The organism is Pseudomonas sp. GW823-FHT02C05, assembly GCF_058797595.1.
Genome location: NZ_JBXAJU010000004.1, coordinates 206,711 through 228,819, shown reverse-complemented (window position 1 = coordinate 228,819; position 22,109 = coordinate 206,711). Strand labels below are relative to the sequence as shown.

Annotated in this window: 21 protein-coding genes and 1 riboswitch; of the genes, 10 read left to right on the top strand and 11 right to left on the bottom strand. The window is 63.0% G+C overall.

Translation table 11 applies throughout. From position 1 onward, the window contains the following. The first annotated feature begins 104 nt into the window (after nucleotides 1–104). Genes AC1RGE_RS22405 through AC1RGE_RS22395 form a run of 3 tightly spaced genes read left to right on the top strand, consistent with a single transcriptional unit; the run spans nucleotide 105 to nucleotide 2,648 of the window. Complete coding sequence (locus AC1RGE_RS22405) at nucleotides 105–1,346, top strand: D-amino acid dehydrogenase (protein WP_492585052.1); 1,242 nt, start codon at nucleotides 105–107, stop codon at nucleotides 1,344–1,346. 20 nt (nucleotides 1,347–1,366) lie between these two features. Beyond that, on the top strand, nucleotides 1,367–1,717 hold the full coding sequence (locus tag AC1RGE_RS22400) for a RidA family protein (protein ID WP_011063981.1): 351 nt from the start codon (nucleotides 1,367–1,369) through the stop codon (nucleotides 1,715–1,717). 28 nt (nucleotides 1,718–1,745) lie between these two features. Then, nucleotides 1,746–2,648: a transporter substrate-binding domain-containing protein gene (locus tag AC1RGE_RS22395; RefSeq protein WP_011063980.1), complete on the top strand. Its 903-nt coding sequence runs from the start codon at nucleotides 1,746–1,748 to the stop codon at nucleotides 2,646–2,648. A gap of 16 nt (nucleotides 2,649–2,664) precedes the next feature. Here the strand turns inward: AC1RGE_RS22395 and AC1RGE_RS22390 are convergent, their stop codons facing one another. Together AC1RGE_RS22390 and AC1RGE_RS22385 are read right to left on the bottom strand one after the other, a co-directional pair. After that, nucleotides 2,665–3,384 (bottom strand): 16S rRNA (uracil(1498)-N(3))-methyltransferase, encoded by a 720-nt coding sequence (locus AC1RGE_RS22390; RefSeq protein ID WP_072443597.1) that lies wholly within the window; start codon nucleotides 3,382–3,384, stop codon nucleotides 2,665–2,667. Nucleotides 3,385–3,467: 83 nt separating this feature from the next. Beyond that, nucleotides 3,468–4,874: an adenosylmethionine--8-amino-7-oxononanoate transaminase gene (locus AC1RGE_RS22385; protein ID WP_019095273.1), complete on the bottom strand. Its 1,407-nt coding sequence runs from the start codon at nucleotides 4,872–4,874 to the stop codon at nucleotides 3,468–3,470. A 317-nt stretch (nucleotides 4,875–5,191) separates the two neighbouring features. Between AC1RGE_RS22385 and AC1RGE_RS22380 the strand changes: the two genes are divergently transcribed. Together AC1RGE_RS22380 and AC1RGE_RS22375 are read left to right on the top strand one after the other, a co-directional pair. Beyond that, a complete protein-coding gene (locus AC1RGE_RS22380; protein WP_103290349.1) occupies nucleotides 5,192–5,743 on the top strand; it encodes a cytochrome b in 552 nt (183 codons plus the stop codon). Nucleotides 5,744–5,775: 32 nt separating this feature from the next. Further along, nucleotides 5,776–6,372, top strand: a complete 597-nt coding sequence (locus AC1RGE_RS22375; protein ID WP_011063976.1) for a YceI family protein — start codon at nucleotides 5,776–5,778, stop codon at nucleotides 6,370–6,372. A gap of 298 nt (nucleotides 6,373–6,670) precedes the next feature. Here AC1RGE_RS22375 and rhlE2 read toward each other — a convergent pair whose 3' ends face one another. From rhlE2 to ahcY, 4 genes are all read right to left on the bottom strand, one after another. Further along, nucleotides 6,671–8,539 (bottom strand): RNA helicase RhlE2, encoded by a 1,869-nt coding sequence (gene rhlE2 / locus AC1RGE_RS22370; protein ID WP_011063975.1) that lies wholly within the window; start codon nucleotides 8,537–8,539, stop codon nucleotides 6,671–6,673. Nucleotides 8,540–8,762: 223 nt separating this feature from the next. Continuing rightward, nucleotides 8,763–9,578 carry a substrate-binding periplasmic protein gene (locus AC1RGE_RS22365; protein WP_011063974.1) on the bottom strand — a complete coding sequence of 272 codons (816 nt, stop codon included), beginning with the start codon at nucleotides 9,576–9,578 and terminating at the stop codon, nucleotides 8,763–8,765. Between the two features lie 124 nt (nucleotides 9,579–9,702). Next, nucleotides 9,703–10,548: a methylenetetrahydrofolate reductase [NAD(P)H] gene (gene metF, locus AC1RGE_RS22360; protein WP_011063973.1), complete on the bottom strand. Its 846-nt coding sequence runs from the start codon at nucleotides 10,546–10,548 to the stop codon at nucleotides 9,703–9,705. Between the two features lie 189 nt (nucleotides 10,549–10,737). Beyond that, nucleotides 10,738–12,147 (bottom strand): adenosylhomocysteinase, encoded by a 1,410-nt coding sequence (gene ahcY, locus AC1RGE_RS22355; RefSeq protein WP_011063972.1) that lies wholly within the window; start codon nucleotides 12,145–12,147, stop codon nucleotides 10,738–10,740. Between the two features lie 21 nt (nucleotides 12,148–12,168). After that, nucleotides 12,169–12,275, bottom strand: a riboswitch (S-adenosyl-L-homocysteine riboswitch). 199 nt (nucleotides 12,276–12,474) lie between these two features. Between ahcY and AC1RGE_RS22350 the strand changes: the two genes are divergently transcribed. Both AC1RGE_RS22350 and AC1RGE_RS22345 read left to right on the top strand, forming a co-directional pair. Further along, nucleotides 12,475–12,879: an acyl-CoA thioesterase gene (locus AC1RGE_RS22350; RefSeq protein ID WP_011063971.1), complete on the top strand. Its 405-nt coding sequence runs from the start codon at nucleotides 12,475–12,477 to the stop codon at nucleotides 12,877–12,879. Between the two features lie 73 nt (nucleotides 12,880–12,952). Next, on the top strand, nucleotides 12,953–13,840 hold the full coding sequence (locus AC1RGE_RS22345) for a formate/nitrite transporter family protein (protein ID WP_492585050.1): 888 nt from the start codon (nucleotides 12,953–12,955) through the stop codon (nucleotides 13,838–13,840). Here the strand turns inward: AC1RGE_RS22345 and AC1RGE_RS22340 are convergent, their stop codons facing one another. Further along, nucleotides 13,841–15,100: a cation:proton antiporter gene (locus tag AC1RGE_RS22340; RefSeq protein ID WP_011063969.1), complete on the bottom strand. Its 1,260-nt coding sequence runs from the start codon at nucleotides 15,098–15,100 to the stop codon at nucleotides 13,841–13,843. Nucleotides 15,101–15,411: 311 nt separating this feature from the next. On the opposite strand from AC1RGE_RS22340, the gene AC1RGE_RS22335 reads away from it, so the two are divergent. After that, nucleotides 15,412–16,245 (top strand): EamA family transporter, encoded by an 834-nt coding sequence (locus AC1RGE_RS22335; protein WP_011063968.1) that lies wholly within the window; start codon nucleotides 15,412–15,414, stop codon nucleotides 16,243–16,245. A 35-nt stretch (nucleotides 16,246–16,280) separates the two neighbouring features. Next, nucleotides 16,281–16,664, top strand: a complete 384-nt coding sequence (locus AC1RGE_RS22330; protein ID WP_011063967.1) for an MAPEG family protein — start codon at nucleotides 16,281–16,283, stop codon at nucleotides 16,662–16,664. 43 nt (nucleotides 16,665–16,707) lie between these two features. On the opposite strand, the gene mltA is transcribed toward AC1RGE_RS22330, so the two are convergent. Beyond that, nucleotides 16,708–17,883: a murein transglycosylase A gene (gene mltA / locus AC1RGE_RS22325; protein ID WP_011063966.1), complete on the bottom strand. Its 1,176-nt coding sequence runs from the start codon at nucleotides 17,881–17,883 to the stop codon at nucleotides 16,708–16,710. 132 nt (nucleotides 17,884–18,015) lie between these two features. On the opposite strand from mltA, the gene AC1RGE_RS22320 reads away from it, so the two are divergent. Next, nucleotides 18,016–18,465, top strand: a complete 450-nt coding sequence (locus AC1RGE_RS22320; RefSeq protein ID WP_011063965.1) for a c-type cytochrome — start codon at nucleotides 18,016–18,018, stop codon at nucleotides 18,463–18,465. A gap of 39 nt (nucleotides 18,466–18,504) precedes the next feature. Here AC1RGE_RS22320 and AC1RGE_RS22315 read toward each other — a convergent pair whose 3' ends face one another. The 3 genes from AC1RGE_RS22315 to metK all read right to left on the bottom strand — a co-directional run bounded on the left by AC1RGE_RS22315 (nucleotide 18,505) and on the right by metK (nucleotide 22,099). Continuing rightward, nucleotides 18,505–18,900, bottom strand: coding sequence for a DUF1090 domain-containing protein (locus AC1RGE_RS22315; protein ID WP_011063964.1), 396 nt, complete (start codon nucleotides 18,898–18,900; stop codon nucleotides 18,505–18,507). Nucleotides 18,901–19,013: 113 nt separating this feature from the next. After that, on the bottom strand, nucleotides 19,014–20,684 hold the full coding sequence (gene ligB, locus AC1RGE_RS22310; protein ID WP_258611262.1) for an NAD-dependent DNA ligase LigB: 1,671 nt from the start codon (nucleotides 20,682–20,684) through the stop codon (nucleotides 19,014–19,016). A 224-nt stretch (nucleotides 20,685–20,908) separates the two neighbouring features. Continuing rightward, nucleotides 20,909–22,099, bottom strand: a complete 1,191-nt coding sequence (gene metK, locus AC1RGE_RS22305; RefSeq protein ID WP_401401761.1) for a methionine adenosyltransferase — start codon at nucleotides 22,097–22,099, stop codon at nucleotides 20,909–20,911. Nucleotides 22,100–22,109 lie beyond the last annotated feature (10 nt).

The following is a 22,109-nucleotide window of genomic DNA, read 5'->3' as shown; positions in this document are numbered from 1 at the left end:
GCAGTCCATAACCTTTGTTTATGGGAGGTCCATCTTTATTCATTGTCCGGCGCCTGTCACCTGCCCCTAACCTTGGGCCATCGACCAACAGGCCAGGGGCAGTCATGAGTCAGCGGGTTTGCATCATTGGAGGGGGCGTCATCGGCTTGGCCAGTGCCTACGCCCTGGTCCGCCAGGGCTTTGAGGTGACCCTGGTGGAGGCTCAGGAGTCCCTGGGCAGCCAGACCAGTTTCGCCAACGGCGGGCAGTTGTCCTATCGCTATGTGGCGCCTCTGGCCGATGCCGGGGTGCCCTGGCAGGCCCTGGGCTGGATGCTCAAGGGCGACTCTCCGCTCAAGCTGCGGCCACGCCTGGACCCGGCGCAGTGGCGCTGGCTGGCGGGGTTCCTCGGTGCTTGCCGGCACTCGGTGAACCGGCGCAATGGCGCGCACCTACTGCGCCTGGCGCTGCTCAGCCAGAGCACCCTGCAAAGCTGGCGCGAAGAGGATGGCCTACAAGGCTTCGACTGGCGGCGCAACGGCAAGCTGGTGACTTTCCGCGAGCAAAAAAGCTTCGAGCACGCCCGCCACAACCTGGCGGACAGCGGCCAGCAACAGGTGCTTTGCGCTGTCGAATGCACGGCCCTGGAACCGGCCCTGGGGGATACGCCCTTCGTCGGCGGTATCTATACCCCGGATGAAGAAGTGGCCGACTGCCACGCCTTCTGCCAGCAACTGGCCACGCGGCTGCGCGCTTCCGGGCGCTGCGAAATCCTACTGGGCCAGCGGGTGCGGGGCATTCACCATGGGGGGGATAAGGTCCAGGCCATCGACCTGGGGGAGCGCATGTTGCCGGTGGACCAACTGGTGCTGGCGGCCGGGCACCGCAGCGCCGAACTGCGCCTGCCCGGGCTCCAACTGCCGCTGTATCCGCTCAAGGGCTACAGCCTCAGCGTGCCCATCGGCCCGCAGCACCGGGCGCCGGACATCAGCATCACCGACTACAACCGCAAGATCGTCTATGCGCGTATCGGCCAGCAACTGCGGGTGGCGGCCATGGTCGACATCGTCGGTTTCGACCCGGCGCCAGACCCCGGCCGCCTGGCCCTGATGCGCCGTCAGGCGGCCCAGACCTTCGCCGAGGCAGGTGACTATCAGGCAGCCGTGGAATGGGCCGGCATGCGTCCGGCTACCCCCAGCGGCGTGCCGCTGATCGGGGCCACCGCCTACCGCAACCTGTGGCTCAACCTTGGCCACGGCGCGCTGGGGTTCACCCTGGCCTGTGGCAGCGGCCAATTGCTGGGCGAACTGATCGGCCAGCGTTGCACCAGTATCGACATGCAGGGCCTGGCGCCCCGCGTTGCCTGAACGTTAAAAGGAGTCTTCAGATGAGTATCCAGCGTATCCACAGCAACGAGCGCCTGAGTGGCGCGGTGAGCTTTGCCGGACTGGTGTTTCTTTCCGGGCAGGTGCCGGGGGCCAGCAGCGATATCGGCGGCCAGACCCGCGAGGTGCTGGAGAAGATCGACGCCTTGCTGGCCGAGGCCGGCAGCGACAAGGAGCACCTGCTCAGCGCGACGATCTACCTCAAGGACATCCAGGCCGATTTCGCGGTGATGAACGAAGTCTGGTCGGCCTGGCTGTCCCCCGGCCAGGCGCCGGCGCGCACCACCTTGCAGGCGGCCCTGGCGCGCCCGCAGATCCTTGTCGAAATCAGCATCATCGCGGCCCGCCGCTAACTGCCCTTACCCACAACGGAGAATAACAATGCATAAGATCACGTTGCTCGGCTGCACCTTGGGGCTGCTGTTCAGCGCCATGTCCCAGGCCAATGAAGCGCCTCTGCAGGGCACCCTGGCGAAGATCGCCAACAGCGCCAGTATTACCTTGGGTTATCGCGATGCCTCGGTGCCCTTTTCCTACGTGGGGGATAACAGCGGCAAGCCCATGGGTTATTCCGTGGAGCTGGCGAGCAAGGTGGTGGAGCGCATCCAGCAGCAGTTGCACCTGCCCAACCTGAAGGTGAAATACAACCTGGTGACCTCGCAGACCCGCATTCCCCTGGTGCAGAACGGCACCGTGGACCTGGAGTGCGGTTCCACCGGGGTGACGGCCGAGCGGCAGAAGCAGGTGGCGTTTTCCTACGGTTTCATCTACGTCAAAGGCCAGTTGCTGACCGCCAAGGACAGCGGGATCAAGAGCTTCGCCGACCTGCGGGGCAAGAACGTGGTGACCACGGCGGGGACCACCAACGAGCGCTTTCTCAAGAGCTACAACGTCGAGCACAAGATCGACATGTTCGTGATCAGCGCCAAGGACCACGGCGAGGCCTTCCAGATGCTCCAGTCGGGGCGTGCGGCGGCGTTCTACATGGACGATGCGTTGCTGTACGGCGAGCGGGCCAAGGCCCGGGATCCGCACAACTGGGTGGTGGTGGGGGAAGAACAGTCGCGGGAGATCTACAGCTGCATGGTGCGCAAGGATGACCCGCAGTTCCTGGCCCTGGTCAATGGCGCCCTGGCGGACCTGTACCGCTCCGGGGAGATCAACGGCATTTACCAGCGCTGGTTCCAGCAGCCGATTCCGCCCAAGGGCCTGAACCTGGAATTCCCCATGACCAGTGAACTCAAAGCGATCATCGCCCAACCCACCAGCGATCCGGTGCAATAGCCACCACCAGGAGGGGTTAGAAGTCGCCCCACAGTTGCTGGGCCACGGCCAGGGCCACCACCGGTGCGGTTTCGGTACGCAGCACCCGCGGCCCCAGGCGTGCGGGGAGGAAACCGGCGCTGTGGGACAGTTCCACTTCGGCGTCTGTCAGGCCGCCTTCAGGGCCAATGAGGAACGCCAGGCTGGCAGGCTTGGCGTGGCTTTCCAGGGGCTGGGCCACGGGGTGCAGCACCAGCTTCAGGTCGGCCCGGGCCTGCGTGATCCAGTCCGCCAGCAGCACGGGTGGGTGGATCACCGGGACCTGTGAGCGGCCGCACTGTTCGCAGGCGCTGATGGCCACCTGGCGCCAGTGCAGCAGGCGCTTGTCGGCGCGTTCGTCCTTGAGCCGCACTTCGCAGCGCTCGCTGAAGATCGGGGTGATTTCGCTGACCCCAAGCTCCGTGGCCTTCTGGATCGCCCAGTCCATGCGCTCGCCCCGGGACAGGCCCTGGCCCAGGTGAATCCGCAGCGGTGATTCTTGCTGGCCGGCGAAGCTTTCATTCAGCTGGACCCGAACCCGCTTCTTGCCCACTTCCACCAGAGCCCCGCGAAACTCGGTGCCCGAGCCATCGAACACCTGCAGGGCAGCACCTTCGGCCATGCGCAGTACGCGCCCGATGTAGTGTGCCTGGGCTTCCGGCAACTCGTGTTCGCCTAGGCTCAGGGGGGCGTCGATAAAGAAGCGGGACAATCTCATCTGGGTTCTCTGTTGAATGTGAATCGGTGGAAAGCGTTCTGTGGCGAGGGAGCAAGCTCCCTCGCCACAACTAACGACCTGCTCTAGCCCGGATCGCGAAAGCCGGGGTGGAAGTCCTTGGGCACCGCCACGCTGACCTGGTCGCGGGTGGCGATATCGATGCCTTCACTGGCGACTTCGGCGAGGAAGTCGATCTGTTCCGGGGTGATCACGTACGGCGGCAGGAAATACACCACGCTGCCCAGGGGACGCAACAGGGCGCCGCGTTCCAGGGCGTGCTGGAAGACTTTCAGGCCGCGGCGTTCCTGCCAGGGGTAGGCGGTCTTGCTGGCCTTGTCCTGGACCATCTCGATGGCCAGGACCATGCCGGTCTGGCGTACTTCGGCAACGTGGGGGTGGTCCACCAGGTGCGCGGTGGCGCTGGCCATGCGCCGGGCAAGCGCGTGGTTGTTCTCCACCACATTGTCCTGCTCGAAGATATCCAGGGTCGCCAGGGCCGCGGCACAGGCCAGCGGGTTACCGGTGTAGCTGTGGGAGTGGAGGAAGGCGCGCAGGGTCGGGTAGTCGTCGTAGAAGGCGCTGTAGACATCGTCGGTGGTCATGCACGCGGCCAGGGGCAGGTAGCCGCCGGTCAGGGCCTTGGACAGGCACAGGAAATCCGGGCGGATGCCGGCCTGCTCGCAGGCGAACATCGTGCCGGTGCGGCCGAAACCCACGGCGATCTCGTCATGGATCAGGTGCACGCCATAGCGGTCGCAGGCTTCGCGCAGCAGCTTGAGGTACACCGGGTGATACATGCGCATGCCGCCGGCGCCCTGGATCAGCGGCTCGACTATGACCGCGGCCACTGTTTCGTGGTGCTCGGCCAGGGTCTGCTCCATGGCGGCGAACATGTTCCGCGAGTGTTCTTCCCAGCTCATGCCTTCGGGCCGCAGGTAGCAGTCCGGGCTCGGCACCTTGAGGGTGTCCAGCAGCAGGGCCTTGTAAGTCTCGGTGAACAGCGGCACATCGCCCACTGACATGGCGGCGATGGTTTCGCCGTGGTAGCTGTTGCTCAGGGTGACGAAGCGCTTCTTGTTCGGTTGGCCGCGGTTGATCCAGTAGTGAAAGCTCATCTTCATCGCCACTTCGATGCATGACGAACCGTTGTCGGCGTAGAAGCAGCGGGTCAGGCCTTCGGGGGTGATCTTGACCAGGCGCTCGGACAACTCGATCACCGGCTGGTGGCTGAAGCCGGCGAGGATCACGTGTTCCAGCTGGTCCACCTGGTCCTTGATGCGCTGGTTGATGCGCGGGTTGGCGTGGCCGAACACATTGACCCACCAGGAGCTGACCGCATCCAGGTAGCGTTTGCCTTCGAAGTCTTCCAGCCAGACGCCTTCGCCTCGCTTGATGGGGATCAACGGCAGCTGTTCGTGGTCTTTCATCTGGGTGCAGGGATGCCACAGCACCGCAAGATCGCGTTGCATCCACTGGTTATTCAGGCCCATGTACAGTCTCCTGGAAGCGGCCCGCCAACGGCGCGGGCGAACAATCGGGCAAGCCTATGCAATGCATGGCCGCGGGACAACCTATTGTGCAAGACGCGCCACGGCGTGATGCGTCAGGTGCAAAGACGCCGCCTGCAAGACCCAGGGCACGGCGCGAGGGAGCAAGGAGGCTGGCTTGGCGTGAGGCTTAATCTTTTCTTAACGCGCTCGGTCCAGACTACTGATCGTATTTCTCGATATTTCAAAGCAAAAAATTCCGCTTTAATTCGATAGGTAAATCGCTAGTCTTGATCTGCGTTTCTTACAGGATGCAACTGATGCAGTTACGTAATTCTTCTTCTCGCTATGGTTGGGTCAGCATTGTTCTGCACTGGGGCGTGGCCCTGGCGGTGTTTGGTCTGTTCGCCCTGGGCCTGTGGATGGTCGGCCTCGACTACTACAGCACCTGGCGCAAAGACGCGCCGGACCTGCACAAGAGTATCGGCCTGACACTGTTTGCAATCATGCTGCTGCGGGTGTTGTGGCGGTGGGTCAGCCCACCGCCGCCGGCCCCGGCCAGCCATGGGCCGCTGACCCGCCTGGGGGCCAAGCTGGGGCACGCGTTCCTCTACCTCGGCCTGTTCGCGGTCATGATTGCCGGTTACCTGATCTCCACCGCCGACGGCGTGGGTATCCCGGTGTTCGGCTTGTTTGAAGTTCCTGCCCTGATCTCGGGACTACCGGACCAGGCAGATGTAGCAGGTGTGGTGCATCTGTACCTGGCCTGGGCACTGGTGATCTTTGCCGGTATCCATGGCCTGGCTGCGCTGAAGCACCACTTTATCGATCGTGATGCGACCCTTACCCGTATGCTGGGTCGCAAAGCCTGATGTTCAACCTTGACTCAAAAGGAATAGAAAGCATGTTGAAAAAGACTCTCGCCGCTCTGGCAATCGGATCTGCTGTATTGGCGGCCGGTCAAGTGATGGCAGCGGACTACGTGATCGACAAGGAAGGCCAGCACGCCTTCGTCGACTTCAAGATCAGCCACCTGGGCTACAGCTTCATCACCGGTACCTTCAAGGACCTGGACGGCAAGTTCAGCTTTGACGCGGCCAAGCCGGAAGACGCCAAGATCGAAGTCAACGTGCGCACCGCCAGCGTGTTCACCAACCACGCCGAACGTGACAAGCACATCACCAGCAAGGACTTCCTGGACGCTGGCAAGTTTGCCGACGCCAAGTTCGTCTCCACCAGCGTCAAGCCCACCGGCAAGAACGCCGACGGCAAGCTGACCGCTGACGTGGCCGGCGACCTGACCCTGCACGGCGTGACCAAGCCGGTCGTGGTCAAGGCCACCTTCCTGGGTGAAGGCAAGGACCCATGGGGCGGCTACCGTGCCGGCTTCGAAGGTACCACCAGCATCAATCGCCAGGATTTCGGCAAGATGATGGACCTGGGCCCGGCCTCCAACAATGTTGACCTGTACATCAGCTTCGAAGGCGTGAAAGCGAAGTAATGCTTCGTCTGTAGCCGCTGCCGCAGGCTGCGACAAGGCCCGCAGGGCCTTCGCGATCTCCCCCGCACAGCCCTTATAGGACTGATCGCAACCTGCGAAAGCAAAAAACGCCCCCGACCACAAACCGGGGGCATTTTTTATTGCCCGTCATGAAATGCGGTGAGCCGGTCAGGTCCTGGCGCCGGGTTTCCCGTCGTTCGCAGCCTGCGGCAGCGGCTACAGAAACGCCCTCGACCAGCCGCCATGAAAAACGCCCCGGGCCTTGCGGCCAGGGGCGTTTTTCATTTCAGCGCGAGGCTCAGCGGTTGCGGGTCAGCAGCGCCGGCTTTTCGCCCCGTGGACGGCTTGGCAACTGATCCAGCTGCTCAGGCGTCGGGAAACGATCGGCCTTGGATTCCTTGTGCATGATCTTCGGCTGGTTGCCCCGAGGATTCTGCACGGCCGGTTCCTGGCGTGGCTGATCGTCACGGTTCGGGCGGCGATTGCGCGGCTCGTCGCGACGGCCCTGGCTGTCACGAGGGGCGCCGTTGCGCGGGCCGCCACTGCGCTTGGCCGGCGCGGTGCCGGTGGTGCTGCCGTTGCTGTTGCGCGGGTTGCCGGAGCGACCCTGGCCACCACCGGCACCGCCGCGTGGCGGATTGCCAGCGCCCGCACCCTGGGCCGGAGCCCCTGGGCGGCGGCCGCGGCCCTGGTTGTTCTTGTTCTGGTACGGGCTGACGTAGTCAGCGCGGTTACCGAAGTTGTCCACGTCGTCATCGAGGAACTCGTCCGGTGCGCGATCGGCACGGGGCGTCGGTTGACGCTGTTCGCGGGCCGGGGTGCCTTCACGAGGCTTCTGCTCGCGGGCCGGGCGTTCGCCACGGGCGGGTTTTTCCTTGCCGCCCTTGTCCTTGCCCTTGTCCTTGCGACCGCCACCACCGCCACCGCCGTTCGGGCCATCGCCGCGTGGGCCACGGGGATTGCGCGGGTTGCGCACATCCGGACGCTCGCGCACTTCCGGCTTCTCGGCTTCCACTGCACTGGCATCGAAGCCCATCAGGTCACCGTCGGCGATCTTCTGCTTGGTCATGCGCTCGATGCTTTTCAGCAGTTTCTCTTCGTCCGGAGCCACCAGGGAGATGGCTTCGCCGGAGCGACCGGCACGGCCGGTACGGCCAATACGGTGCACGTAGTCTTCGTCGACGTTAGGCAGCTCGAAGTTGACCACGTGAGGCAGTTGGTCGATATCCAGGCCGCGGGCGGCGATATCGGTGGCGACCAGGATCCGCACTTCGCCGGCCTTGAAGTCGGCCAGCGCTTTGGTACGGGCGTTCTGGCTCTTGTTGCCGTGGATCGCCACAGCGCTCAGGCCGTGCTTGTCCAGGTACTCGGCCAGGCGGTTGGCGCCGTGCTTGGTCCGGGTGAACACCAGGACCTGTTCCCAGGCGCCGGCGGTGATCAGGTGCGCCAGCAGGGCACGCTTGTGGCTGGCCGGCAGGCGGAAGACCCGCTGCTCGATACGCTCCACCGTGGTGTTCGGCGGGGTCACTTCGATGCGCTCGGGGTTGTGCAGCAGCTTGCCGGCCAGGTCCGTGATGTCCTTGGAGAAGGTCGCGGAGAACAGCAGGTTCTGGCGCTTGGCCGGCAGGCGGGCGAGGACTTTCTTGACGTCATGGACGAAGCCCATGTCGAGCATGCGGTCGGCTTCGTCGAGAACCAGGATTTCCACGTGGGACAGGTCGACGCTGCCCTGGCCAGCCAGGTCCAGCAGACGGCCGGGGCACGCCACCAGCACATCGACGCCACGGGCCATGGCCTGAACCTGCGGGTTCATGCCGACGCCGCCGAAGATGCAGGCGCTGACGAACTTCAGGTCGCGGGCGTACAGCTTGAAGCTGTCATGCACTTGCGCGGCCAGCTCGCGAGTGGGGGTCAGGACCAGTACGCGGGGTTGGCGCGGGCCATGACGCTGGGATTTGTCCGGATGACCGTTGGGAAACAACCGTTCCAGGATCGGAAGGGCGAAACCGCCGGTTTTACCAGTACCTGTCTGTGCCGCGACCATCAGATCGCGACCTTGCAACACGGCGGGAATGGCCCGCTGTTGCACCGGAGTAGGCTGGGTGTAGCCGGCGGCTTCGATGGCGCCGACTAAAGCCTCGGAGAGACCGAGGGAAGCAAAGGACATGAGTAATCCTGTTTTAGTGAGGGCTTGGCCCAAAGGGATAATCTTGCCGGGCGTGAATGGCGTTTAAGAGGACGCAATCCCGTCCGGTCCTGCTGGCCTGAAGGGTCATTCACCGGCGGCTCGCGCGGGCCGGTTGGCTGCGCCGTAGCGGGGTGGAGAGGCCTTGAACAGGGTCCAGCGTCCGGGCGTGAGCCTGGCGGGAGGCCGGAGTATAACAGAGCAATCAGTGTGCGCTGCTTTCCTGCTGCTCAACGGTTTTTTCTGACTCGCGGGTTGATGAAGACCTGACCGGCGGCAGGGCAGGTTCAGCACCGTACTTGGCGCTCAGTTGGGCGTAGGCCGGTTCGCGCTTGAAGCGCTTCAGTTCGGCGCCGAAGCGCTGTACCAGCAGGTCCATGCCGGCATTGCGGCGCACGGCCAGGTATTGGCTCTGGCGGCTGATGACAGTGGGGTTCTGGCTGACCTGGTCACGCAGCCCCAGGCTGTCCAGCAGGTGCTGGCCGACCCGTTTGTCGGTAATCAGCAGGTCGATCCGCCCCAGCAGCAGCTTGCCGAAATTGGCTTCGTGGGTGGGGGCCGGTTCGCGGTTGAACAGGGTCGAGTTGCTGAAATCGTCGCTGTACAGATAGCCGGGGGAAGTGCCGATGGTCAGGCCCTTGAGTTCGTTCAGGCGCTTGAACGGGTGTGGGCGCTGGTTGGCATAGAACATCACGAACTCCACGTCCGAGAGCGGCTCGTTGGGGTAGAGCAGGGTGCCGTCGCGTTGGTCGCTGTGGAAGATGTCCAGGGCGCCATCGGCCTGGCCGGTTTCCAGCATCGCCAGGCAGCGTTTCCAGGGCAGGAACTGCCACTGCACCTCTATGCCCAGGCGCTGGAAGACAATGGCGGTGGTTTCGTAGTCCAGGCCCTTGGCCGTGCCATTTTCCTCATAGACATAGGGCGCCCAGGGTTCGGTGACAATGCGCAGCTTCTCGCCATGGGCGGCAAGGCTCAGGCAAGTGCAGAGAAAGGTGGTCAGCAACCGGGCTATGACGGACATTGCTGGAGATTACGACGAGAGATCATGCAATTGCTAGAGGCAGTTCCGGACGCTCTAGCTCAAGGCTGCTGCAAACAAAAAGGCCCCGGTTTTCACCAGGGCCCGGAGCTTGGGTTGCAGCCTGTCAGCGTGGCAGCTGGAGGTTGTTCCAGATCGCCAGGCTCGGGTCGGCCTGGTTCAAGGTATAGAAGTGCAGTCCGGGTGCGCCGCCCTGGAGCAGGCGTTCGCACATGTCACTGATTACCTGTTCACCGAAGGCCTGGATGCTGGCGCTGTCATCGCCATAGGCTTCCAGCTGCTTGCGGATCCAGCGCGGAATCTCTGCGCCGCAGGCGTCGGAGAAGCGCGCCAGCTTGCTGTAGTTGGTGATGGGCATGATGCCCGGCACGATCGGGATGTTCACGCCCATCTTCTGCACGCGCTCGACGAAGTAGAAGTAGCTGTCGGCGTTGAAGAAGTACTGGGTGATCGCACTGTCGGCACCGGCATTGGCCTTGCGCACGAAGTTGACCAGGTCTTCCTCGAAGTTGCGCGCTTGCGGGTGCATTTCCGGGTAGGCGGCGACTTCGATATGGAAGTGGCTGCCGGTTTCCTCGCGGATGAAGCTCACCAGGTCATTGGCGTAGCGCAGTTCACCGCTGGCCATGCCCATGCCCGAAGGCAGGTCGCCACGCAGGGCGACAATGCGCTTGATGCCGGCTGCCTGGTACTGCTGCAGCAGGCCGCGCAGGTCGTCCTTACTGTCGCCGACGCAGGACAGGTGCGGCGCCGCAGGGACTTTAACTTCGCTCTCCAGTTGCAGCACGGTGTTGACCGTGCGATCACGGGTCGAGCCGCCGGCACCGTAGGTGCAGGAAAAGAAATCGGGGTTGTAGCCGGCCAGCTGACGGGCAGTGGCGAGCAGTTTTTCATGCCCAGCATCGGTCTTGGTGGGGAAGAACTCGAAGCTGTAGCGACGATCTTTGGACATGGAGGGGACCTCCAGTTGCAAGTAACAGGCGGCAAGCGCCAAGAAAAAGCGGAGGTGCGCTGGTTTCTTGTGCCTGCAGCCTGCTGCTTGAAACTGCTATAGCGATTAGGGCAAGCACCAGGTCAGTTGCAGCAAGCAGAGCTTTTGACTCTTTGCTTGCCGCTGATGACTTGCCGCCTGCAGCTGCTCTTAGTAGCGGTAGGCGTCTGGCTTGAACGGGCCTTCGACGGTTACGCCGATGTATTCAGCCTGTTGCTTGGTCAGTTGAGTGACCACGCCGCCGAAGCCGCGAACCATTTCCAGGGCCACTTCTTCGTCGAGTTTCTTCGGCAGTACTTCAACAGTCAGGCGCTCGGCTTTCTGGGCCGGCGACAGGTCGGCGTACTTCTGGCCGAACAGGAAGATCTGTGCCAGGACCTGGTTGGCGAACGAACCGTCCATGATGCGGCTTGGGTGACCGGTGGCGTTGCCCAGGTTCACCAGGCGGCCTTCGGCCAGCAGGATCAGGTAGTCGTCGTTCTGTGCATCGAAATCGCCAGGACCGGTGCGGTGGATCTTGTGCACCTGTGGCTTCACTTCTTCCCATGCCCAGTTCTTGCGCATGAAAGCGGTGTCGATTTCGTTGTCGAAGTGGCCGATGTTGCAGACCACGGCACGCTTTTTCAGGGCCTTGAGCATGTTTGCGTCGCAAACATTGACGTTACCGGTGGTGGTCACGATCAGGTCGATCTTGCCCAGCAGGGCTTTGTCGATGCTGGCTTCGGTGCCGTGGTTGATACCGTCGATGAACGGCGAAACCAGCTCGAAACCGTCCATGCAGGCTTGCATGGCGCAGATCGGGTCCACTTCCGAAACCTTGACGATCATGCCTTCCTGACGCAGGGACTGGGCCGAGCCCTTGCCTACGTCACCGTAGCCGATGACCAGCGCTTGCTTGCCGGACAGCAGGTGGTCGGTGCCGCGCTTGATGGCGTCGTTCAGGCTGTGACGGCAGCCGTACTTGTTGTCGTTCTTGCTCTTGGTCACCGAGTCGTTGACGTTGATCGCAGGAACCTTCAGCTCGCCCTTGGCCAGCATGTCCAGCAGGCGGTGCACGCCGGTGGTGGTTTCTTCGGTCACGCCGTGAACGCGGTCCAGTACCTGTGGGTACTTGTCGTGCAGCAGCTGGGTCAGGTCGCCGCCGTCGTCGAGGATCATGTTGGCGTCCCAAGGCTTGCCATCCTTGAGGATGGTCTGCTCCAGGCACCACTCGTACTCTTCTTCGGTCTCGCCTTTCCAGGCGAACACAGGAATGCCGGCAGCGGCGATGGAGGCTGCGGCCTGGTCTTGAGTCGAGAAAATGTTGCAGGACGACCAGCGTACTTCGGCACCCAGGGCAACCAGGGTTTCGATCAGCACGGCGGTCTGGATGGTCATGTGGATGCAGCCGAGGATCTTGGCGCCCTTGAGTGGCTGTTCAGCCAGGTACTTGCGGCGCAGACCCATCAGGGCCGGCATTTCCGATTCGGCGATGATGGTTTCGCGACGACCCCAGGCAGCCAGGGAGATGTCGGCGACTTTGTAGTCGGTAAAACCTGCAGGCGTGTTTACAGCGCTCATCAAGAGCCTCCATTCGTAGTGTGCGAATGGGCGCCGTTGTGCGTTTAGTGTCCATACAGGGAGCCCTGTACCAACAACGCCCCATCCGAGCCTGACAGGTCATGCCTGCTGCAGCGCCCCTCGGACAGGTGGCGGGAAAACGGTATCAAGTGCAGATGACCGTTTTGAAACGGTGGCGATTATAGCCGCCTGAGCCAGACTTCCAAAAGTGTTTATGTCACCTGGATGAAGATCGTTAATCGCGACCATAGTCGATGTTGCATAGAGCATGACTGCCCGGTCTGCCATTATGCCGGGCATCAATTGGCAGGACGGTCAGGAGTGCATATGAATTTCCACACCCGCAAGTGGGTAAAACCCGAAGACCTCAACCCCAACGGCACGCTGTTCGGCGGCAGCCTGTTGCGCTGGATCGACGAAGAAGCGGCGATCTACGCCATTGTCCAGCTGGGCAACCAGCGAGTCGTGACCAAGTACATCTCGGAAATCAACTTCGTCAGCGCCTCGCGCCAGGGCGACATCATCGAGCTGGGTATCACCGCCACCGAATTCGGTCGTACCTCGATCACCCTGACGTGCGAAGTGCGCAACAAGATCACTCGCAAATCCATTCTCACGGTGGAGAAGATGGTCTTCGTCAACCTGGGGGAAGACGGCCTGCCGGCGCCTCACGGCCGCACCGAAATCAAATACGTCAAAGACCAGTTCAAGGATGACGCTTCCGACGCCTGATGCCTTGCGCAGAAAGGAACAGCCCCGAGCCCAGCGTGTCGTAGCTAAATGACCCGCCTGGTTCAGGAGCCTTATGGACGCGCAAAAAGATGGCAAGACCCCCGGCCTCTCTGCTCAAGAGCAGCATGAGGTCGACCATAACCAGCCGCCCCGCGCGGCGGTCCTGCATGAAATCATCCGCACCCAGGGCGACCAGGAACTGGAGCGCACTGTCGCAGCCCTCTGGTGGTCGGCCCTGGCTGCCGGCCTGACCATGGGCCTGTCGCTGATGGGCATGGGCCTGCTCCACTCCCGCCTGCCCGACGGCGAGGCCTTCAAGGTCATTGCCAGCTTTGGCTATTGCGCGGGTTTTCTGGCGGTGATTCTGGCGCGCCAGCAACTGTTCACGGAAAACACCCTGACAGCCGTGCTGCCGGTGATGAGCAAGCCGAGCCTGAACAACTTCGGGCGCTTGCTGCGCTTGTGGGGCGTGGTGCTGGTGGGCAACCTGTGCGGCACCCTGCTGGTGGCCTATGTGATGCTGCACTTGCCGATTTTCGACGGCAAGACCGATCAGGCCTTTCTGGAAATCGGCCGCAAGGTCATGGAGAACGACAGAGCGCAGATGTTCGCCAAGGGCATCATCTCCGGCTGGATGATTGCCACCATGGTCTGGATGATCCCGTCCATGGAGAGCGCCAAGCTGTGGATCATCATCCTGATCACCTACCTGATGGCGCTGGGGGATTTCACTCACATCGTGGTGGGCTCGGCGGAAGTGTCCTACCTGGTATTTGCCGGCGAGTTGCCGTGGCGGGATTTCTGGATGGTGTTCGCCGGGCCGACCCTGGCCGGGAACATCATTGGAGGCAGTTTCATCTTCGCCCTGATCAGCCATGCCCAGGTGCGTAGTGAAAGTGGCAAGCCGAACAGGAACGCAGACCGGGCACCGGCGCCCGATCCGCGGCAGATCAAGAAATGATCAGTGGGCCTCGGCCTTGGCCGCCGGGGCATCCTGGGTGACATGGCGCACCAGTTTGCCGATGGTCAGACCCTGCAGCAGGATCGACGACAACACCACGATGTAGGTGATGCTCAGCACCAGGTCACGCTCCGGCCCCAGGGGCAGGGCCAGCGCCAGCGCCACCGAGACGCCACCGCGCAAGCCGCCCCAGGTCAGCACGCGGATAGTGCCCCGGGGCACGCTGCGCCAGCGCCGCAACAGGAGGATTGCCGGGGCCACGGTGAGCACGCGAGAGAGCACGATGGCCACGGCCAGCAGGCTGGCAGCCGCCAGGTGCAGCCAGTTGAATGGCAGCAGCAACAGCTCCAGGCCGATCAGGGCGAACAGCAGGGCATTGAGCATGTCGTCGAGCAACTCCCAGAAACCGTCCAGGTAGCGCCGGGTCATGTCGTTCATCGCCAGGTTGCGTCCCAGGTTGCCGATGATCAGGCCGGCCACCACCATGGCAATCGGCGCCGAGACGTGCAGCTCGCTGGCCATCGCCGAACCACCGATGACCAGGGCCAGGGTCAGCATCACTTCGATCTGGTGCTGCTCGATGCTCTTGATCATCAGATACACCAGGTAGCCGATCAGCCCGCCGAACAGTACGCCGCCAATGGCCTCATGCACGAACAGCCAGGCCGTGGCAGCCACGGTCGGGGTTTCCCCCAGTTGAGCGATGCCCAGCAGCACGGTGAACACCACTACCGCGGTGCCGTCGTTGAACAGCGATTCGCCGACGATGGTGGTCTTCAGCGGCTTGGAAGCGTTGGCGGTACGCAGCACACCCAGCACGGCAATCGGGTCGGTGGGGGAAATCAGCGCGCCGAACAGCAGGCAGTAGAGAAAGCTCACGTGCCAGCCGAACAGGCCGAAGATCCAGTAGGCCAGGCTGCCGATGACGAAGGTGGCGATCAGCACGCCGACCGTGGCCAGCAGGCCGATGGGCCAGCGGTAGCTGCGCAGGTCGTTGAGGTTGACGTGCAGGGCGCCGGCGAACAGCAGGAACGACAGCATCCAGTTCATCAGCAGATCGCCGAAGTCGATCTTGCCAATCAATTCTTCCACATGTTCTTCCAGGCCGGGGTAGCCCAGGTAGCTCAGGCCTTGCAGCAGCAGCGAGAACAGCAGGGCGGTGACCATCACGCCGATGGTCGGTGGCAGGCCGATAAAGCGGAAGTTGACGTAGGTGAGCAGCGTCGTCAGGCAGATAAAGGCAGCGACAAGTTCAAGCATCCGGACTCCTTTGGATGATTACAGAAAAAGCGACCTGAATGCTTTCAGGCTAAGGGTTTGATGTACCGGCGTCGGCGAGGGACACAGTTTTCGCCATCGTCGCCTGACCGCAGCCATTGACCACAGCCTCGACCCGACGTTGCAGGCACTTGGGGAAAAGTACTTCGAACATGCCCATGTTGCCGAATTGGCTGCTGGCACTGCCAAATGCGCCGGTAGCCCGTGCAAGCAGGGCCGCAGGCATGCGAGGATTCCCGGCTTCTGCCCGGATGTGCGGTATCCGGCTTTTTCAGGCAACCAGGGAGTGCAAGGTGCTGGCGACAAGTCTGGTTTTGGTGGCGGCGTTGTTGCACGCAGCCTGGAACACCCTGATCAAGTTCAGTGGCGAGCGCTTGCTGGTGGTGGCCTGCATGGACACCGTGGCCCTGCTGTTCGTGGCCATCATGCTGTTTTTTCTCGAATCCCCACCACTGGAGATCTGGCCCTGGATCATCGCCTCGGCGGCATTCGAGCTCTTGTATCGATATCTGCTGATCCAGGCCTATCGCGTGGGGGATCTCGGGCTGGTGTACCCGTTGATGCGCGGACTTTCGCCATTGGTGGTGCTGGCGTTGACCCTGGTCTTCGCCGGCGAGGCGCTGAGCACTCAGCAGGTCCTAGGCATTCTGCTGATTCCCTTCGGCATGCTCTGCCTGCTCTGGCAGGGCGGCGGTGGGGCGCGGTTGCCCTGGTCGATGCTGCCGGTGGTGGCGCTGATCGGCCTGTGCATCGGTTGCTACACCTATATTGACGGCCAGGCGCTGCGCCGCTGGTCGCACCCGCTGGATTATCTGACCTGGGTCACGCTGCTCAGCGCCTGGCCCTTTCCGCTGGTGGCGGTGGTCTGGAAGCGCCCGGCCTTTGCCCTGTTCTGGCGCGAGCAGTGGCGCCTGGGGCTGAGCGTCGGGTTTTGCGTGTTGTTCAGCTACGCTCTGGTGCTTTGGGCCATGCAACTGGGATCGATCGCCGAAGCGGCTGCGTTGCGTGAAATCAGTGTGATCCTGGTGGTGCTGTTCGGCATGCGCTACCTGAAAGAACCTTTCGGCCGGCCACGGCTCTTAGCCTGTGGACTGGTGCTGATTGGCATGTTGGTGATGAAGTTCTGAAGGCTCCCTAAAAACTCTAAAAAAGGATTTGCTCCATGACTGTCGCTTTCTGGTGTGTGTTGATTGCAATCATCCTGCCCTATCTCTGTACTGCCATCGCCAAGGGCGCCGGCAAATACGGGCTTCGCTACAACCATGACCCACGGGCGTTCCTGAGTACTCTGGAGGGTTTGCCCAAGCGTGCCCACAACGCGCAGCTCAACGGTTTCGAGGTGACCCCGGCATTCGCTGCGGCGGTGATCATCGCCCATGTGGCAGGTAACGCCGAGCTGGTGACGATCAACGTGCTGGCGGTGCTGTTTATCACCAGCCGCCTGCTGTACATGATCTGCTACCTGGCGGACTGGGCGATCCTGCGGTCCCTGGTGTGGTTCGTGGGCATGGGCCTGATCGCCAGTTTCTTCTTCGTTTCAGTCTGAGACACCCTTTTGCAGGAGCCGGCAAGCCGGCTCCTGCAGGGGCTCAAGGGGCGTCGGGCACTTCCGGCACCTTGGGCAGCGCTACGCCCTTGGGCCAGAGCATCCAGATCTGGCCCTGCTGCTTCATGTCTCCGGCCAGCTGCCCCGCCGCATCGCCCGTGCCCCAGAACAGATCGGCGCGCACCTCACCGGTGATTGCGCCGCCCGTGTCCTGGGCGGCTACCGGCCGTATCAGGCTGCTGCCATCCGGGCGGGTGGTGGACAACCACAGCAGGCTGCCCAGCGGGATCACCTTGCGGTCCACGGCCACGCTATAGCCTGACGTCAGCGGTACGTTCAACGAGCCCCGCGGGCCTTCATTGCTATCCGGGTTGCGGTTGAAGAACACGTAGCTGGGGTTGCTGCCCAGCAGCTCGGGAATCCGTGCCGGGTGGGCCTTGGCCCAGGCGGCAATGGTGCCCATGGTCACGTCCTCTTTCTTCAGCTCGCCCTGGTCCACCAGCCAGCGGCCGATGGGACGGTAGGGGTGGCCGTTCTGGTCGGCATAGCCGATCCGCAATTGGCGCCCGTCATCCAGCTGGATTCGCCCGGAACCCTGGATCTGCAGGAATTGCAGGTCCATGGGGTCGGTCAGCCAGGCAATCACCGGGGCCTTGGTTCCCTTGCTTTCGATGGTCGCCGCATCGTCATAGGGCTTGAGTACCCGGCCTTCGAGCCGGCCACGCAGGCGCTTGCCCTTGAGCTCCGGGTAGAGGCTGTCCAGGGCAACGATGATCATGTCCTCCGGCACGCCGTATACCGGCACATTGGCCACCTGGGTCTGGGTCAGGCTGCCGGGATAGACCGGTTCGTAGTAGCCGGTGATCAGGCCGGTACTGCTGCCGCTGCCCGAGCGCAGGCCGTAGACCTGCAGGTGCTCCTTGAGAAAGCCGCGGATGGCCTCGGGGGTTTGCGGCACCGTCGCGGCTGCGGCGCAGGTGGCGCCCCACACCGGGTCGGCCTTGAGGCGGGTGCAGGCGCTGCGCCAGGAGCCGAAACCGGCCAGCAGGTCGTTGTCGGCGACGTTGGGCAGGGCGTCCCAGGTGGCGCTGTTGTAGGTGGCCAGGGCGTGGGTGGGGGCTGGCTTGGTATTGTCGCCGCCGTTGCAGCCAGCGAGCAGCGCCAGGGCCGGCAGGGCCCAGAGCAGATGGCGAGGCCAGCGGAGCGGGCTCGGGTTCATGCTGTATTTCCTTGAGAGGCTGCCCGCCGCATTGGTGATGGGGGACAACCCATATTATTAATAGGGCTATTGGTCTTTGCCGGGGAGGCGAGGATACTGGCCGCCGTTTCCGTGACCAGACCTGAAGCCACCATGACGCTAAAAAGACTTTCTGTTGTATTGCTGGCCTGCCTGACGCTTTCCGCCTGTGGCGGTGTCGATCCCAATTCTCCCCTGGGCCAGCGCAAGGCGATCTTCAAGCAGATGCTCAAGACCGGCGAGGACCTGGGGGGCATGCTGCGTGGGCGGATTCCTTTCGACGGCGCGCGCTTTGCCGAAGGCGCGGTGAAACTCGACAGCCTGTCCCATGAGCCGTGGAAGCACTTCCCCGAGGTCAAGGAAGAGGATCACAGCAGCGCCACCGATGACGTCTGGCGCAAGCAGGCGCGTTTCCAGGAGTTGGCCCGCACCCTGGAAGCCGCCACCGGTGAGCTGGTGACGATCAGCCAGGTCCAGCCCTACAAGGCCAGCAATCTGGGGCCGGCGGTGCAGAAGGTCGAGGATGCTTGCAGCGCCTGCCACAAAGAGTTCCGCAATCACTGATTGGCGGCTCTGCTGAGCAGGGCTGCGGCATCAGGTTGCTTACTTGTCCAGTTCGTCCAGGGCTTGCTGCAGTTCCTTGCGGGACTCGGCAAGCTTGTCCTTGCGCTTGTTGATCTTCTCCGAGTCACCTTTCTTCATGGCTTTTTCCAGGTCGGCCTGGCGACGGCTGACCTCATGCTTGGCCTCAAGCACTTTGTTTTCCCGCTCTTTCTTCAGCGAGGCGTCGGTGCAGTGGGCGGTCACTTCGCTCAGGGCGCGCTCCAGGCCGGCCTGCTGATTGCTGTTGCCGTGGGCCTTGGCCTGTTCGATCTGGTTCATGATGGCCTGGCGCTTGGCGGCGCAGCCGGTCAACTCGGGGGCCTGCTCGGCGGCCAGCAGTGGCGCGCTCATCAGGCTGCAGAGGGTCAGGGTGGCGAGCGATGGAAAAAGTTTCATTGAAGGCTCCAGGTGAAAAAGATCAAGAAATAACCAATAAAAATACTGACTGTTGTACCGGGAATGGGCTGTTGGAGCGTATTCCGGCTTGGGTGGTTCCACGTGCCATCGGGCTAAAAACCTTCGATACCGGCGCTGTTCAGGGCGCCTTGCAAGGCCAGGACCTCTGGAGCGCGAAAAAACGCCACCAGTTGGGCGGCCCGCTCCGCTCCGATACCGGCTTCATTCTGCCAGTCCAGGCTGCTTTTCATGGCCAGGGCCTGCCATGGCCCGCTCAGGTCGGCCGAGCCACTGGGCGGGATGCCGAGGGCTTTGAGCCAGCGTGGGAAGGGCTGTTGCCTGGCGCTGTGCAGGCTCTCGAGCAAACGCTTGCTGCTGCGATCACCAAAGCCGGCAATGTTAGCAAGCTCTGCCTGATCCAGGGTCAGCCAATCCAGCAGGCCTTTGATACGGCCTGTTTCAACCAGCCGGGCCCAGGTCCGGCTGCCGATATTCTGCAGGTTCAGGCCTTGTTTGCTGCTGAGCCAGGTCAGTCGGGCCAGAAATTGTTCCTCGCAGCCGGGTGATGGCTGCCAGCAACTCAGGAAGTGAAAGTCGGCTTCTCGCGGGGGCTGGATGCTTTGGCGCAGGGTGCTTCTGAGTACCACTTCATCCAGGCGCGGGATGCTCAACCCGGCGAGACTGATGGCTACCTGATCGCCGGGAACGATATCCAGGGATCGCCAGCGTTGCAGTGAGCCGAGACTGACACGGCGGATCTGCCGGTCGTCCAGGGTCACCGGCTCGATCTCCAGCAGGGGCGTGATGCGCCCCGTGCGGCCGATACGAAAATCGACTTGACGAACGCTGGCCAGCACCTGGGCGTAGGGGTACTTCCAGGCGGCAATCCAGTATGGGGCCTTGGCCTGCCAGCGTTCGGCGGCGGGACGCCGGCTTTGCCGCAGGATGATGCCGTCACTGGCAAAGGGCAGTGGCGAGCGATACCAGCGGGCCCGCCACTGTTGTGCATCGGCGAAGCCGCCTACGGGTCGGCTGTACTCGCGGGGTTCGGCAAAACCCAGGTCTGCCAGTTGTTCCAGGCGTTCGCTCAATGTAGCCGGGCCCTGGGGCCAGTCCCAGACAAACAGCCCGATCTGCGCGGCCTCCGCCGCTGTCAGCTGTTTGCGAGCCATCCAGCCTGCCACCCGGTTGCGCGCCTTGAGGCTGCCGGAGCGAGCCTGGACATGCTGCTCCAGGCGCAGATAGAGCTCTCCTTGCAGCAACAGGTCGACGGGCCGTGGCAGTCGTTTGGGTATGGCCTCGATTTGCCAGGCTGCACGGGTCCAGTCATGGCCATGCACGCCGTCGCCACGGCTGAGTGCTTGCTGGAACTGCCCCCGGTGGTAGATCAGGGTCACCGCTACGCCGTCGACCTTGGGTTGCGCCCAGATGTCGTCGCGGCCCTTGAGCCACCCCGTCACGGCATTGGCATCGGCGAGTTTTTCCACTCCTGTGTGGGGGATGGGGTGGCGGATGCTGCCCCCGGCGCCGAGCAGGGGCTGGTCCATTGCCCGGGGAGCCTGGGGGAAGCACTGGCGCCAGGTGAGCAGGCGCTGGCGGGCCTGATCGTAGAGCTCATCCGCCACCAGTGATCGGCCGTCACGGTAATAGCTGCTATCCCAGCGCTGCAGTTGCTGCTGCAGGGCGGTGATTTCATCGGTGGCACGGGGAACCGGCCAGTCGGGGCAGGCGGCCTGGGCGAAGAATGGAGTGAGGCTCAGCAGCACAACGGCTCTTGGCAGCATGGGGAGCATCCTTGCTCTGTGGGTCATGCGCTAAAGGCTAGAGGGGATTGGCTGACGGCCGGGACGAAGGTGGTTGCGAGGTGTTTCCCCGTCAGGGAACACCTGTGTCCTTGCTCGCTCGGCCCCGTACCAGCAGCGGTTTGCGGGATGAGCAAGAAACCTCAGGCGACAAAAAAGCCCCGCCGGGCGAGCCGGGCGGGGCTTTGGATGTTGCCAGGTGAAGCTTACAGGCCGGCAGCGGCGCGCAGGGTGTCGGCGCGGTCGGTCTTTTCCCAAGTGAAGGTGGTGAAGGTGTCGTCACCCACGGTCTTGGTTTGCGGAGCCCGGCCGAAGTGACCGTAGGCAGCGGTTTCCTGGTACATCGGGTGCAGCAGGTCGAGCATGGTGGTGATTGCGTAGGGGCGAAGGTCGAACACTTCGCGTACCAGCTTGATGATCTTGTCGTCGCTGATCTTGCCGGTGCCGAAGGTGTTCAGCGAGATCGAGGTCGGTTGGGCCACGCCGATGGCGTAGGACACCTGGATCTCGCAGCGCTCGGCCAGGCCGGCGGCAACGATGTTCTTGGCCACGTAGCGGCCGGCGTAAGCGGCGGAACGGTCGACCTTGGATGGATCCTTGCCGGAGAACGCGCCACCGCCGTGACGGGCCATGCCGCCGTAGCTGTCGACGATGATCTTGCGGCCGGTCAGGCCGCAGTCACCCACCGGGCCACCGATGATGAACTGGCCGGTCGGGTTGATGTGGAACTGGGTGTCCTTGCTCAGCAACTCGGCAGGCAGCACGTGCTTGACGATCAGCTCCATCACGCCTTCGCGCAGGTCGCTGTAGGACACCTCGGGGTTGTGCTGGGTCGACAGCACCACGGCATCGATACCCACCACCTTGCCGCCTTCATAGCGGCAGGTGACCTGGGATTTTGCATCCGGGCGCAGCCAAGGCAGCAGGCCCGATTTGCGGGCTTCGGCCTGGCGCTGGACCAGTTGGTGCGAAAAGGTGATCGGCGCCGGCATCAGCACCTCGGTTTCGTTGCTGGCGTAGCCGAACATCAGGCCCTGGTCGCCAGCGCCCTGATCTTCCGGCTTGGCACGGTCGACGCCCTGGTTGATGTCGGGGGACTGCTTGCCAATGATGTTCATCACGCCGCAGGTAGCACCGTCGAAACCGACGTCGGAACTGGTGTAGCCGATATCGCAGATCACATCGCGAACGATCTGTTCCAGGTCGACCCAGGCACTGGTGGTGACTTCGCCGGCAACAATGGCCACGCCAGTCTTGACCAGGGTCTCGACCGCTACGCGGGCGTGCTTGTCCTGGGTAATGATGGCGTCCAGCACCGCATCGGAAATCTGGTCAGCGATTTTATCCGGATGCCCTTCAGACACGGACTCGGAGGTGAAAAGGGAGTATTCGCTCATCTCGACGGTT